14 protein-coding genes and 1 riboswitch are annotated in these 12445 nt (G+C 73.6%); of the genes, 8 read left to right on the top strand and 6 right to left on the bottom strand.

The features are described 5' to 3' along the window. The first annotated feature begins 3 nt into the window (after nt 1-3). The 3 genes from D5H75_RS22355 to D5H75_RS41815 all read left to right on the top strand — a co-directional run bounded on the left by D5H75_RS22355 (nt 4) and on the right by D5H75_RS41815 (nt 1853). Entirely contained in the window at nt 4-1284 is a 1281-nt protein-coding gene (locus D5H75_RS22355; protein WP_119928473.1) for a M20/M25/M40 family metallo-hydrolase, read from the top strand. A 131-nt stretch (nt 1285-1415) separates the two neighbouring features. Further along, on the top strand, nt 1416-1577 hold the full coding sequence (locus tag D5H75_RS41820; RefSeq protein ID WP_202638396.1) for a hypothetical protein: 162 nt from the start codon (nt 1416-1418) through the stop codon (nt 1575-1577). 108 nt (nt 1578-1685) lie between these two features. Continuing rightward, the gene (locus D5H75_RS41815; protein ID WP_202638395.1) at nt 1686-1853 is read left to right on the top strand and encodes a hypothetical protein; all 168 of its coding nucleotides are present in this window, start codon (nt 1686-1688) and stop codon (nt 1851-1853) included. Nucleotides 1854-1937: 84 nt separating this feature from the next. Here the strand turns inward: D5H75_RS41815 and D5H75_RS41810 are convergent, their stop codons facing one another. The 4 genes from D5H75_RS41810 to D5H75_RS22335 all read right to left on the bottom strand — a co-directional run bounded on the left by D5H75_RS41810 (nt 1938) and on the right by D5H75_RS22335 (nt 3973). Beyond that, nucleotides 1938-2099: a hypothetical protein gene (locus D5H75_RS41810; protein WP_202638394.1), complete on the bottom strand. Its 162-nt coding sequence runs from the start codon at nt 2097-2099 to the stop codon at nt 1938-1940. Between the two features lie 126 nt (nt 2100-2225). Beyond that, nucleotides 2226-2693, bottom strand: coding sequence for a hypothetical protein (locus D5H75_RS22345; RefSeq protein ID WP_119928471.1), 468 nt, complete (start codon nt 2691-2693; stop codon nt 2226-2228). Beyond that, entirely contained in the window at nt 2686-3261 is a 576-nt protein-coding gene (locus tag D5H75_RS22340; protein ID WP_119928470.1) for a hypothetical protein, read from the bottom strand. Before D5H75_RS22340 ends, D5H75_RS22345 begins: the two co-directional genes overlap by 8 nt. After that, nucleotides 3251-3973: a DUF2267 domain-containing protein gene (locus D5H75_RS22335; protein ID WP_119928469.1), complete on the bottom strand. Its 723-nt coding sequence runs from the start codon at nt 3971-3973 to the stop codon at nt 3251-3253. The genes D5H75_RS22340 and D5H75_RS22335 overlap by 11 nt, the downstream gene beginning before the upstream one ends. Nucleotides 3974-4075: 102 nt before the next feature. Here D5H75_RS22335 and D5H75_RS22330 point away from each other — a divergent pair, with 102 nt between their 5' ends. Together D5H75_RS22330 and D5H75_RS22325 are read left to right on the top strand one after the other, a co-directional pair. Further along, entirely contained in the window at nt 4076-4894 is an 819-nt protein-coding gene (locus D5H75_RS22330; RefSeq protein WP_119928468.1) for a GNAT family N-acetyltransferase, read from the top strand. 160 nt (nt 4895-5054) lie between these two features. Next, the gene (locus D5H75_RS22325) at nt 5055-5783 is read left to right on the top strand and encodes a glucose 1-dehydrogenase (protein WP_119928682.1); all 729 of its coding nucleotides are present in this window, start codon (nt 5055-5057) and stop codon (nt 5781-5783) included. 100 nt (nt 5784-5883) lie between these two features. On the opposite strand, the gene D5H75_RS22320 is transcribed toward D5H75_RS22325, so the two are convergent. Both D5H75_RS22320 and D5H75_RS22315 read right to left on the bottom strand, forming a co-directional pair. Beyond that, nucleotides 5884-7338 (bottom strand): carboxylesterase/lipase family protein, encoded by a 1455-nt coding sequence (locus tag D5H75_RS22320; RefSeq protein WP_119928467.1) that lies wholly within the window; start codon nt 7336-7338, stop codon nt 5884-5886. 77 nt (nt 7339-7415) lie between these two features. Continuing rightward, complete coding sequence (locus D5H75_RS22315; RefSeq protein ID WP_119928466.1) at nt 7416-8486, bottom strand: ATP-grasp domain-containing protein; 1071 nt, start codon at nt 8484-8486, stop codon at nt 7416-7418. Nucleotides 8487-8843: 357 nt separating this feature from the next. Between D5H75_RS22315 and D5H75_RS22310 the strand changes: the two genes are divergently transcribed. The 3 genes from D5H75_RS22310 to D5H75_RS22300 all read left to right on the top strand — a co-directional run bounded on the left by D5H75_RS22310 (nt 8844) and on the right by D5H75_RS22300 (nt 12387). Then, nucleotides 8844-9899 (top strand): hypothetical protein, encoded by a 1056-nt coding sequence (locus D5H75_RS22310; protein ID WP_119928465.1) that lies wholly within the window; start codon nt 8844-8846, stop codon nt 9897-9899. Between the two features lie 286 nt (nt 9900-10185). Beyond that, nucleotides 10186-10332: riboswitch (cyclic di-AMP (ydaO/yuaA leader) on the top strand. 4 nt (nt 10333-10336) lie between these two features. Next, on the top strand, nt 10337-11377 hold the full coding sequence (locus D5H75_RS22305) for a CHAP domain-containing protein (protein WP_119928464.1): 1041 nt from the start codon (nt 10337-10339) through the stop codon (nt 11375-11377). A 197-nt stretch (nt 11378-11574) separates the two neighbouring features. Continuing rightward, nucleotides 11575-12387, top strand: coding sequence for an SAM-dependent methyltransferase (locus D5H75_RS22300; RefSeq protein ID WP_119928463.1), 813 nt, complete (start codon nt 11575-11577; stop codon nt 12385-12387). Nucleotides 12388-12445: the final 58 nt, after the last annotated feature.

Genomic DNA, 12445 nt, shown 5'->3' with positions numbered 1-12445 from the left:
CTCATGACGGACGAGGTCGCCGGCATCTGCTCGGACCTGATCCGCTTCGACACCAGCAACTTCGGGGACGGCCGGGGTGACGAGCGCGCCGCCGCGGAGCACGTCGCCGGGCTGCTCGCCGAGGCGGGGGCCGAGCCGGTCGTGTTCGAGTCCGCGCCCCGCCGTACCAACGTGGTGGCGCGGGTCCCCGGGGAGAGCCCGGACGCGCTCCTCATCCACGCCCACCTGGACGTGGTCCCGGCCGACGCCGCCGACTGGAAGATCCACCCCTTCTCCGGGGAGATCGACGGCGGCGCGGTGTGGGGCCGGGGCGCGGTGGACATGAAGGGCTCGGCCGCGATGACCCTGGCGCTCCTGCGCCGCTGGGCGCGCGAGGGGTCCCGGCCCAAGCGCGACGTCGTCGTGGCGTTCCTCGCCGACGAGGAGTCCACCGGGGAGTACGGCAGCCTGCACACGGTGACCGAGCACCGCGACCTGTTCGAGGGCTGCACCGAGGCGATCAGCGAGTCGGGCGGCTTCAGCGTCCACGTGCGCGACGACCTGCGGATCTACCCGATCGCGGTGGGCGAGCGCGGCACCGCCTGGATGCGTCTGACGGCGGACGGGGTGGCCGGGCACGGGTCCAAGCCGGCGAAGGACAACGCGGTGGCCGAGATGGTCCACGCCCTGTCCCGCCTGGCCTCCCACGAGTGGCCGGTACGGCTGACGCCCGCCGTGCGCGCCCTCCTGGCGGGCCTGTCCGAGGCCCTGGGCGAGTCCATCGACCACGACCGCCTGGACGAGGAGGCCGAGCGGCTGGGCCCGGTCGGCGACCTGTTCCGCGGCACGATCCGCAACTCGGCGAACCCGACCATGCTCGACGCCGGCTACAAGGTCAACGTCATCCCCGGCACCGCGAGCGCCCACGTGGACGGCCGCTTCCTCCCCGGGCAGCGCGAGGAGTTCTTCGAGACCCTGGACCGCCTGCTCGGCCCCAAGATCACCCGGGAGTTCGTCTCCTACGAGGACGCCCCGGACTCCAACCTCGACGGCGACCTCTTCACCGACCTGCGGGCCGCCCTGCGCGCCGCCGACCCCGCCGCCGCCCCCGTCCCCTACGTCATGTCCGGCGGCACCGACGGCAAGGCGTTCGCCCGCATCGGCATCCCGTCGTACGGCTTCGCCCCGCTCCTCCTGCCCCCCGACCTGGACTACTTCGCCATGTTCCACGGGGTCGACGAGCGCGTCCCCGTCGCGGGCCTGGAGTTCGGCGTCGACGTCCTCCACAACCTCCTCACCGCCTGAGGAACGAGCCCCCGGCCCCGGACGGGGTGTGGCGGGGTGTCCCCGAGGGGGGCCGGGGGGTGTCCCTGAGTTGTCCCTGGGTTCGGGGCTCCGGCCTGGTGGCGGGCGGTGGCGGGACCTAGCTTGGACGCATGGGACGAATTCTTCTGATCATCGCGGCCGTGGTCGTCGGGTTCATGGTGCTGGGCACCGTGATCGGCCTGTTCTTCACGGCGCTCAAGTGGGCGCTCATCGTCGGGTTCATCGCGCTGCTCGTGGTGGGCGTGTCCAAGCTGGCCAAGTCGATGCGGTAGGCCCCGCCGCGCGAAGGCTGCTCTGTTCGGTTTGCGTGCTTTCTGGGGTTATCTGCACTTCTGGGGGGAAGTCAGAGAATCGCACGAAAGGCCGACATGGGGGGAATCATGGCCGAGAATCGAGAGCAGCTTCACGACCTTCGGAAGAAGGGGCACGAGGCGGGCATCCAGGGGAGCTCGAAGATGACCGCCGGTGAGCTGCGGGGCGCGCTGCGGGACACCAAGCGGGGCAAGAGCCCGGAGCAGGCCAAGAAGAAGGCCAAGAAGGGGCGCTGAGCCCCAGCGGGAACGGCCCGGCCCTCGCGCCGGGCCGCCCGCCTGCCCGCCCCCGCCCCCGCCGCGCCCGGGAGCCGGCGAGGGTCAGGCGGTGGCGTGGCGCGGGGGGACGTATTCGAAGTCGAGGTCGGCGGCGTAGACCGCGCGGGAGCAGCCCGAGCAGTGGTACACCACCGGGCCCGCGTCGAGCGAGCCGCGGCAGTGCGGGCAGGGGCGGCGGGGTCCGGTCCGAGGGGTCCTGGTCATGGTGGCCTCCTGAGTGGCCCTCCGTGCGCTTACGCCCTCATTGGAGCCCACCGCGCTTGATGTCCGCCTGCAGCCCACTTGCCGTTGATCTCCGGTTCTCCGCAAGCGGGCGAGGGCGGCCGGATCTCAGCTCGTCAGCGCCTCGAAGGTGATCGCGGCGACCACGCCGTACGCCAGGTGCGGGATCGCGTCGCTCAGCCAGTCCGACCCGCTCCACGTGCTGACGCGGCTGATCCCGGTGACGGTGAGCGGCACGTCGCTGGCCGCCTGCGCCGCCGCCCCCAGCGCGAGCGCCGCGATCGGGACCGGGACGCGCGTGCGCGCCGGCAGCGCCGCCCGGGCCAGGCCGTACATCCCTCCGGTGACGACGCCGGTGGCGATGCCGAGCAGGCCCGCGACGCCGGAGCGCCGGTTCGGGTCCTGGTCGTGGTCGCCCAGCGCGCCCGCGGTCTTGCCCACGAGCTCCTCCGGCGCCTGGCTCGGGGGCCGGGACCGCATGATCATGTCGAGGTACGTCACCGCGTTCAGCGCGGTCACCCCGGCGGCCCCGGCGGCCAGCCCGCTCAGCAGCCGCCCGCCCGTCCCGTCACGCATCGCGCTCCAACTCCCGCAGGAACGGCCCGGCCGCCGCGTTCAGCTCGTTCACGATCGCCTCCAGCGAGGCCTGGGCGTCCACGAGGTTCGGCAGGCCCTCCGCCTGCGACGCGGTGGGTGTCGGCATGCGCTCCTCCAGGATCGGGACCCGCAGCTCCAGCCGTCCCAGCGCGGCCTTCGCGTCGTACGGCGGAGCCACGCGCGCCGTGCCGACGCCCTCCTCGCGCCGCCAGGTGTGCCAGCCCGGCGGCAGCTCGCCCGGCGGCGGCATGGCCAGCTCGATCACCGCGAGGACCAGGTGCGTCCCCGAGGGGCGGTGGCACGCCACCGACAGCACCCGCGGATGGTGCCGCACGTACGGCGGGTCCGCGCCCGGCCCGACCGCGACGTCCCAGGCGGCCAGGGCGAACCGGAGCGGGTTCGCGGTCACGTCGCCGTCCGCCCGCGTCTCGTCCGAGGCGGTGAAGCCGTGCCGCCACGCCCGCAGGCGCTCGCCGTACCGCTCCTGCGCGCTCTTCCCGCCGGAGACGCCCGCGTCGATCCAGAAGGCCGTCAGCTCATGAGCCATACGGGGACCCGATCCCGCCCGCCGCGTCGGCGATCACCGAGTCCACCGTGTCCGCCAGGTCGAGGTCGAGCACGGTGACCGCGTTCACCGACGACGTGCACAGCTCCAGCTCCGCGACGCCGCCCGGGTGCCGCGTGATCATGGGGGCGCGGCGGGCCGGCCCGGTCTTGATCCGCTCGACCCGCTCCAGCACCCGGTCGAGCTGGTCCTCCGGCAGGGTCAGCGTCCGGCGGATGCCGTGGCAGTCCCCGGTCCAGTCGGGCAGCCCCTCCAGCCCGGCCCGGACCTCCTCCTCGGTCAGCGGGGCGGCCCCGCCCACCGGGCCGGTCAGGCCGCCCCCGGCCGAGGGCGGTTCGAACAGCGGCCGGATGCCCGGGGGCACGCGCAGCTCCTCGACCAGCTTCGGTTCCTGCTCCACCAGCGCGGACAGCACGGCCTGGGCCCGCAGCCGGGCCTGCTCCGGCGGGCGGCGGCCGAGCAGCGACACCGCGCGCACGAACCCCGCCTCGTCGTAGTCCTGCGGTTCGCCGTCGATCGGGAAGTCGTTGGTCAGCTCGTTGGGCACCTCGCTGAGCAGCCGCCCCCGCTCCGGCTCGCCCAGGCTGCGGCCGAGCGCCGTGATGGTGGCCTCCGCGGCCGCCCGCGCCGCCCCGGAGTCCAGGCCGGTCATCCGGCAGACCGAGTCGAGCAGCTCCCTGTACTGCACCGGCATGATTCCCCCGAGTCATCTCAAGTCGGCGACAGGATGGACAGCTACCCAGCGCCCCGCGTTCGTAACTGTCCGGATCGCCGCCCCGCGCCCTAAACTCCCGGTATGCGGTGGATCTTCGTGTCCGACCCCTCCGGCCTGCCCGCGGACGCCGAGTCCTGGCTCCGGCGCGACCCGATCCGCAACACCGTCCCGCTCACCGTCCTGCACCAGATCGCGCACCACAACCTGTGGCGGGACAACCTGCTGCTCGGGAGCCTCGTGGACGACGGGCGGGTGCGCGGCGTCGTCGTCCACACCCCGCCGCACCACCTCGTGCTCGGCGACATCCCGCCCGAGTCCGTCCCCGCGCTCGCCTCCGCCCTCGCGGGCCGCGACCTGCCGGGCGTGAACGGACCGCTCCCGCTCGTCGAGGCGTTCACCCGGTCGTACGGCAGGGCCGTGGCGAGCCGGATGGCGATGCGGCTGTACGGCCTGCGGGCGCCGGCCGAACCCGGAGCCGAGGGCTCGCCGCGGCGGGCGGGCCCCGGCGACCTGGACCTGGTCACGCGCTGGTTCGCGGCGTTCCTCGCGGAGTCCCTGCCCGGCGAGGCAGGCGACCCGGCCGGGCAGGCCCGGGTCCGGGTCGGGCTGGGCGAGGTGACGCTGTGGGAGGCCGGGGGCGGGCCCGTGGCCATGGCCGCCGCCTCCACGCCCGTCGCGGGGATGTCGCGGGTGGGGCACGTCTACACGCCGCCGGAGTTCCGCCGCCGGGGGTACGGCGCGGCGGTGACCCACGCGGTGACCCTGGCGGCGCTCGCGGCGGGGGCCGAGGACGTCGTGCTCTTCACCGACCTGGCCAACCCCACGTCGAACTCCATCTACCAGGCCATCGGCTACGCGCCGGTCGCGGACTACGCCACGGACGCCTACGCGCCGCGCTGACCCCGGGCGTGCCCGCGAGAACCGGGGCGTGCCCGCGAGAACCGGGGCGTGCCCGTGAGACCGTGCTTGCCCGTGAGACCCGGGCGTGCCCCCGCGAGAAGCGGCCGGTCAGCCGGTTTCTAGACTCGGATCGGCGAACGATTCATCGGGGGTGGCCGACATGGGCAGAGTCAGTGGGAAGACCGTGATCGTGACCGGCGGCGCGCGGGGCCTGGGCGCCGCCATCGTGTCGTCGCTGGTGGCCGAGGGCGCGCGGGTCGTGGTGGCGGACCTGCTGGAGCCCGAGGGCAGGGCCCTGGTGGAGAGGCTGGGCGGCCAGGCCCGGTTCCTGAAGCTGGACGTGACGGACGAGCAGGCCTGGCAGCGGGCGGTGGCCTTCGCCGAGGAGGAGTTCGGCCCGGTGAACGCGCTGGTGAACAACGCGGGCATCGTGCACGAGGAGAGCATGGAGACGCTCTCGGAGGCGAACTACCGCAAGGTCATCGACGTCAACCAGGTCGCGGTGTTCCTCGGCATGAAGTCCGTCGTGCCCTCGATGAAGAAGGCCGGCGGCGGCTCGATCGTGAACATCTCCTCGATCGGCGGCATCATCGCCTTCAGCGGCATCATGGGCTACGTCGCGTCCAAGTGGGCCGTCCGCGGCATGACCAAGGCCGCCGCGCAGGAGCTCGGCCCGCTCGGCATCCGCGTCAACTCGGTGCACCCGGGCTTCGTCACGACCGAGATGACCGAGGGCACCGGCGTGGACCAGATGGCCGCGATCCAGCCTCTCCGGCGCACCGGCAGGCCGGACGAGCTCGCCGCGCTGGTCCTCTTCCTCGTCTCCGACGAGTCGAGCTACTCCACCGGCTCGGAGTTCGTCGCCGACGGGGGTTTCACCAGCATGTGACGCCGCCCGCCTGCCGCGGCCCGCCGCCCGCCGTACACCGGCCTCCGCGCGCCGTCTCCGCGTGCCGTACGGCGCCGGCGGGGGTACGGCGGGGCGGCGGTCAGCGGACGCGGGGCCAGAGGCGGCGCTCCACCCGCAGCGGGTCCTCCACCAGGCCGCTCCCGGTGTCGAACACCATCGTGATCCGCTCGGGCTCGCGGTAGGCGGGCCAGCCGGGGGTGCCGGAGTCGGCGAACGCCACCCAGGCGGCGTGCATGCGCGTGGCCAGCTCCTGCGGCGGATCCTCACCGCAGACCCCTTCCACGCCGTTGCCCGCCAGGGTGTCGAACACGAACGGCAGGTCCACGCAGTGCCCCGCGCCCGCCCGGCCCGCGTTCGCCCCCGAGCGCCACCGGAACTCGTAGACGTAGGCCGGCCGCCCGGACGCGGCGTGCGCCTCGGCGACCCGCACCGCCGGGACCCGGAAGATGCGGTCGGTCAGCACCTGCCCGAGCACCTCGCGGGGCTCCCCGAACCGCCCCTCGTAGAACGCGCGCGCCTCGTCGTCCACCTCCTGCCGCCGCAGCGCCTCGGCGTAGTCCCGCTCGCCGATCTCCGGCAGCGACCGCATGCTCTCGTTGAACTCCTCCGAGGTCGTCCCGATCAGCAGCGCCGCCGGATGCGCGCTCCCGTCGCGGATCATGTCGTACGGCGAGCGCCGCACGATCTCCCCGTCGTTCACCGGGTTGAACCCCTTGGCCCCGCCCGCCCCGAAGATCGCGTCCAGCGGCGAGCCGGAGTCCTCCTCCCGCCGCGGGGCCGCCCCCAGCTCCTCGTACGCGGCCACCAGCCGGCCCGGCTCGAACCCCGACAGCGCCTCCCGCGTCGGCCGTACGCCCAGGTGGCGGGCCAGGGCCCGGGTCGCCTCGACGGCGCGCTCCAGCGGCTCCCAGGTGATCGAACCGCCGCTCATGTCGATGACGCGCGCGAACAGCCCCCGGGCGCGCGGCACGGCGAGCAGCGTCGCGGCGGCCTGCCCGCCCGCGGACTGCCCGCCGACCGTGACGTTGCCCGGGTCGCCGCCGAACGCCGCGATGTTGTCGCGGACCCAGATCAGCGCGGCGACCCAGTCCAGCACGCCGAGATTGGGCGGCGCCCCCTCAGGCGCGAGGAACCCCTCAACCCCGAGCCGGTAGTTGATCGCCACGAACACCACGCCGTCGCGGGCGAACGCCGTCCCGTCGTACCAGGGACTCGCGTTGCCGCCCGCCCGGAACGCGCCGCCGTGGATCCACACGATCACCGGCAGCCCGGCGGCCCCCAGCTCCGGCGTGAACACGTTGAGATTGAGGAACTCGTCCCCCGGGATCCGCGGCCCGTCCCCGCCGGCCTGCGGCGCCGTGGGGCCGTACGTCTCGAACTCCCGCACCCCGTCCCAGGACGGCGGGGGAGCGGGCGCGGCGAACCGCAGCGGCCCCGCCGGCGGCGCGGCGTAGGGGACGCCGAGGAACCGCGCCACCCCGGCGTCCCAGCGTCCTCGCGCGCGCCCGGCCGACGTGATGACGAGGGGATCCATGGGAGCAGCAAAGCGCCGGTCACCACCCGCTGTCAACGCTCCGTGCCAGGTAAGACACCCTCCGCGATCACGTCGGGTCAGATCGCGGTGGGCTTCGGCGCCGCGGGAGCCGCGGCGGTGGGCTCCGCGGCCACGGGCGCCGGGCCCGGCTCCTCGGGGGCCGGGACCGCGGCGGGCACCGGCAGCGCGGGGGCCGCGGTGGCCGTGGCCAGCTCGGCGGGCGGGCGGGCGTCGAGGATGAGGGCCGGGCCCAGCGGCTCGCTCGCGGCGATCTTGCGCTCGATCGCGTCCAGGATGGCCTCGCAGACCTGTTCCTTGTCGAAGCCGCCCAGGCCGGGGAACGAGTTCGTCTCGATCACCACCGGGCCGTCCGCGCCGCGCAGGATGTCGATGCCGGCGAGGTCCAGCTCGGTCGCGCGGGCGGTCCGCTCGGCGACCTCGATCTCCTCCTGTGTGAGGGTGACCGGGTGGATCGTGTCGCCGTGGCCGTTGGAGCGGAAGTCGCCCTCCGGCCCGCGCTGCTCCATCGCGGCCACGAACCGGCCGCCCGCGACGATGACGCGCAGGTCGCGGCCCGCCGCCTCGGCCACGAACCGCTGCACGATCAGGGGCACGCCGCGCTCGCGGATCGACTCGGCCTTGGCGATCAGCTCGCCCTCGTGCCGGGCCAGCGTGACCTCGGTCCCGCGCGCGCCGTCGGGCTGCTTGAGCACGACCGGGTACCCGTACGCGCGGGCCCACGCGGTCAGCTCCGCGTCGTCGCTCACGAACGCGGTGTCCGGCGTCGGGATGCCGCGCTCGCGCAGCCGTACCCCGGTGGCGAACTTGTCGGCCGAGCGCAGCACCGCGTCCACGCCGTTGAGGTGCGGGATCTGGTCCTCGACGGACGCGAGCAGGGCCAGGCCGTCCCGCGCGTCGGTGGACATCTGGTGGATGATGCCGTCCACGTGCAGCGGGCGCCCCTCCCTGCAGAGCCGGGCGCCGTTCTCGGAGAGGGCCACGCTGAGCGTCGGCCAGGGCAGGACGAGCGGTTCGTGACCGGCCGCCGCGACCACGTCGAGCAGGACCTCGATATCGGAATTTGGCTTGTCATCGCCCAAGATGATCGCAAGGCGGCGCAATCCGCCGGGCTTTCCCCCGATTCTCATGGGCTACTCCTGCCCCTGCTGCCGCTTCTTATCCACCCGTTATGCGCTGATCGCCCAGGTCATGAGGGTGATGTGAACGAAGGGCGGCATGCGTAAAGCGCTCCGGAGGGGAGGGAAGAGCTCGCCGTGAGCGTTTCCCCGCATTCTTAATCTTTGGTTTTCTCCCGCATAAGCAGCCTTTGCCGGATAGAAAGGAAAAGCCCGCCATCGGGGTACGGCGGGCCGAAGCCGTGACCCAATCCCCGCGCATTCGCGGCGCGACGGGCCACGGTCACTTAGAGTCATCTCGCCAGTACGCTCTGGCCTGCACAGACAACGGGGAACCGGGGGAACCCGGGACCATCGATGGGGGATCCAATGAGCACACTCCGACCGGTCCGCGCCCGCCGCCGGCTGCTCGCCGCCGCCGTGGCCGCCGCGTCCGTCCTCGCCGGTGTCGCCGCCGCGGCCCCGGCCTCGGCCACCGCGTCGGGCGCCGGGAGCGACCTGCCCGGGCTGAACGACATCCCCGCCCTCTCCGCGCTCCGGCCGATCGTGGGGCAGGCCCTGGGCGGGCTCAAGGAGGACCGGCGGGCGCCGCAGCGGCTCCCGCTGGTCGCCATCCACCGTGACGCGGCCCAGGGCGGCACCACCCTGTACTTCCGCCGGCCGGACGGCCACCTCGTCCGCGCGGGCCGCATGCCCGAGGGGCACGTCGGCATCAACCTCTCGCCCGGCGGCACCCGCATCGCGACCAAGCTGCCGAACGCCAAGGGCGGGTACGACCTCGCCGTCGGCCCCCTGAGCGGGCGCGGGTTCCGCCGGATCGCCACCGGCGTCACGGGCGAGCAGTGCGACTCCATCCGCTGGGTCGGCGACACCCGCCTCGCCTACGCCACGAGGGCGAACATCCGGATCGTGGGCGCCGACGGCGCCGGCGGCCGCGTGCTGACCACCAAGACCCGCGGCTGCGCCCCCGGGGTCAACTCCCGGGCCGACCGCATCCTCCTCCTGCGCGACCGCCTCGTCACCATGCGCCCCGACGGCACCGGCGTGCGTCCCGTCCCCGTCCCCGCCGGGCGCTTCCCCGAGCTGATCGGCCCGTACTCCCCGGACGACCGCTGGTTCGCCGTCGGCATGACCTTCAGCGGGGCGGGCGCGTCCGGCGACGCGCGCAAGGGCAACGTCCCCGAGTACGGCTACGAGATCTACGACGCCCCCCGCCACCGCGTCCTGCGCGCCGAGACCGGCGGGCGCGCCCAGTCCGTCTACTTCCCGAGCTCCGGCAGCGGCCCCGCCATGCTCGTGGAGGCCCGGGACGGCACCCGCTGGTTCACCGTCCTGCGCCCCAACCTCAAGCTCGCCTACCGCTTCCGTCCCCCCAAGAACGCGGCCAGCTACGACTTCCCCGGCCTGGCCGTCCACTCGAAGTGACGCCCGCGGCGCCCCCCGGCGCCGCGGAAACCCCGCGCGGCCGTACGGCCGGCCCTCCCCCCGGCCCGCCGTACGGCCCGCGCGCCCTCTTCCCGCTTCCCTCCGGGCGGGAGCGGGGTGGAGTCGGCGGGCGGGGCGAGGGCGCGCGGGTGGTCTGGGGGTGGCTGGGGCATTGGCGACCATGACCTACCGTTGATGAGTATTTTGCTTCCGCTTGCCGTGAACGCGTTACCTCTACTACATTGCTCCGCAATCGGCCCGTGACCTTACCTCCAGCCGGGAGGTAGCGGGCCGATCGCCGAGTCCGCGCGGCGCAGCAGGCGTCGCGGGAGCCGGGGACCCAACAGTCTCAGGGGTGAATCCGCCACGTGCGGTAGGGCGTCTCCTGGCCCGAACCCGTCAGCTAACCCGGTAGGCAGCCGAGGGAGAAAGGCCGGATGGACCCAGTAGGCAAGAAGCTGCTCGACGTCGCCAAGAGCCAGCTCGGTTACCGCGAGAAAGCCGACGGATACACCAAGTTCGGCGAGTGGTACATGAAGAACATCGACGGCGACAACGAGCCCTACTTCAAGACCGCCCCGTGGTGCGACATGTTCCTCGCGTGGGCCGCGGACCGGGCGGGGGTCGAGCACCAGGCGGGGCAGTTCGCCTCGACGATCCAGCACGCGAAGTGGTTCAAGCAGCAGGACGCCTGGGGCACCAAGCCCAAGCCGGGCGCCATCGTCTTCTTCAACTGGGCCGGTTCCAAGGACCTGGACGACATCCAGCACGTCGGGATCGTCGAGAAGGTCGTCGGCGGCCAGATCCACACGATCGAGGGCAACACCGACCGCGTCCACCTCAAGCGCAAGATCCGCGACGCCGACCAGATCGTGGGCTACGGGTACCCCTCCCAGGTCAAGGTCATCGCCGAGCCCGCCCCCGCGCCGGCCGTCGAGAAGTACGTCCCGCGCCACGCGGCCCCCGCGCCCGCCGCCGAGACCCTGAACGACGCGACGCCCGACACCGTGAGCACGATCGGCAAGGACGGCCTCTCGGCGCAGGAGTCCTTCGCCCAGCACCAGGAGGCGATCCTGGGGGGCCTCCTCGCCGCCGTGCTCTTCGGCACCGTGGCCATCGCCGTGGGCCGCAACCGCGCGTCCAAGCTCCGGAACGCTCCACCGGTCCGCATCCGCAAGCGCGGCGCGCACCACAAGGTCGCCGCCCCGGTCTCCCTCCCCGCCGAGGTCACCGTCGAGGACCTGGAGGACGCCGGCGCCCAGACGTTCATCATGCCCGCGATCTCCGCGCAGGCCGCGCAGGCCGCCGAGGACCGCGAGTTCTGGGGCCGCATCGCCCACCTGGAGGAGGACGAGGAGCTCGCGTTCTGGAACACCCTGCACGACGAGGTGTCCCAGTCCGCCGGCATCACCGACCTGTGGGAGCCCCACCGCCCGGTGGACCGCGCCCCCGCCCCGGAGTTCGTCCCCGGCCCCTGACCGTCCAGCGCGTACGGCTCCCGCCAACCCCCCGGCGGGAGCCGTACCCGTTCCCGCGCCGGGGCCGGTGGCATCCGCGCTGTTTCGCCGGGGGTGAACGGGGAGTGATGGCTTGGAACGTTCGCGGGATTCACGGGGGTTCGGGTCATTAGGATCGCGTTGTCGCTCCGAGTGCTGGGAGGCCCGTCTTGGAAGAGATGCCGCGCGAAGCCGGGGGCGCTGACGCGGGCCGGGCGGGCATAGCCCGGGTCTATGACAGCTTCCTGGGCGGGAAGGACAACTTCGCCCCGGACCGGGACGTCGTACGGCGGTGCGCCGAGATCCTCCCCGACAGCGGCACGGGCGCGCGGGCCAACCGGGCGTTCCTGCGGCGGGCCGTGACGTGCATGGCGCGCGCGGGCATCCGGCAGTTCCTCGACATCGGGGCGGGGCTGCCTGAGGACGAGACCGTGCACGGCGTGGCGCGGGAGGTCGATCCGGCGATCCGCGTCGCCTACGTGGACAACCACCCGATGGTGCTGTCGCACGCCAGGGCGCTGCTGGGACGCGCCGAGGGGACCCTCGCGGCGGAGGGGGACCTGCGGAAGCCCGAGGAGATCTTCGACGACCCGCTGATCCGGGAGCACCTCGATCTCGGTCGGCCGGTCGGCGTGCTGCTGCTCGGGGTCGTGCACCACGTCCGGGACGAGGAGGACCCGTCCGGGATCATGGCGCGCGTCCGGGAGCGGATGGCGCCGGGGAGCATGCTGGCGCTCTCGCACTTCTGCAACCCCGGCGAGGAGCGGCCCGAGGACGCGGCGCTGGCCGCCGAATGCGAGCGGGTCCTGAGCGAGACCCTGGGCACGGGGCGGTGGCGCGCGCGCGGCGAGATCCTGTCGTATCTCGGTGACTTCGAGGTGCTGGAGCCGGGGCTCGTCCCGTTGCCGGAATGGCGCCCGGACCCCGATGAGGTCCTCGTCCGCGGGCGCGGCCACCACCTGTTCCTCGGAGCGGTCGCCCGCAAGCCCTAGGGCGTGTTTTGTGGTTCTTGGTTGAGCCACATGATCAGGCTGGCGATGGTGATGGCGG

This window comes from Bailinhaonella thermotolerans (assembly GCF_003594875.1).
Classification (GTDB): Bacteria; Actinomycetota; Actinomycetes; order Streptosporangiales; family Streptosporangiaceae; genus Bailinhaonella; species Bailinhaonella thermotolerans.
Note: the sequence above shows the minus strand (reverse complement) of the source record. Positions and strands in the feature narration are given on the sequence as shown.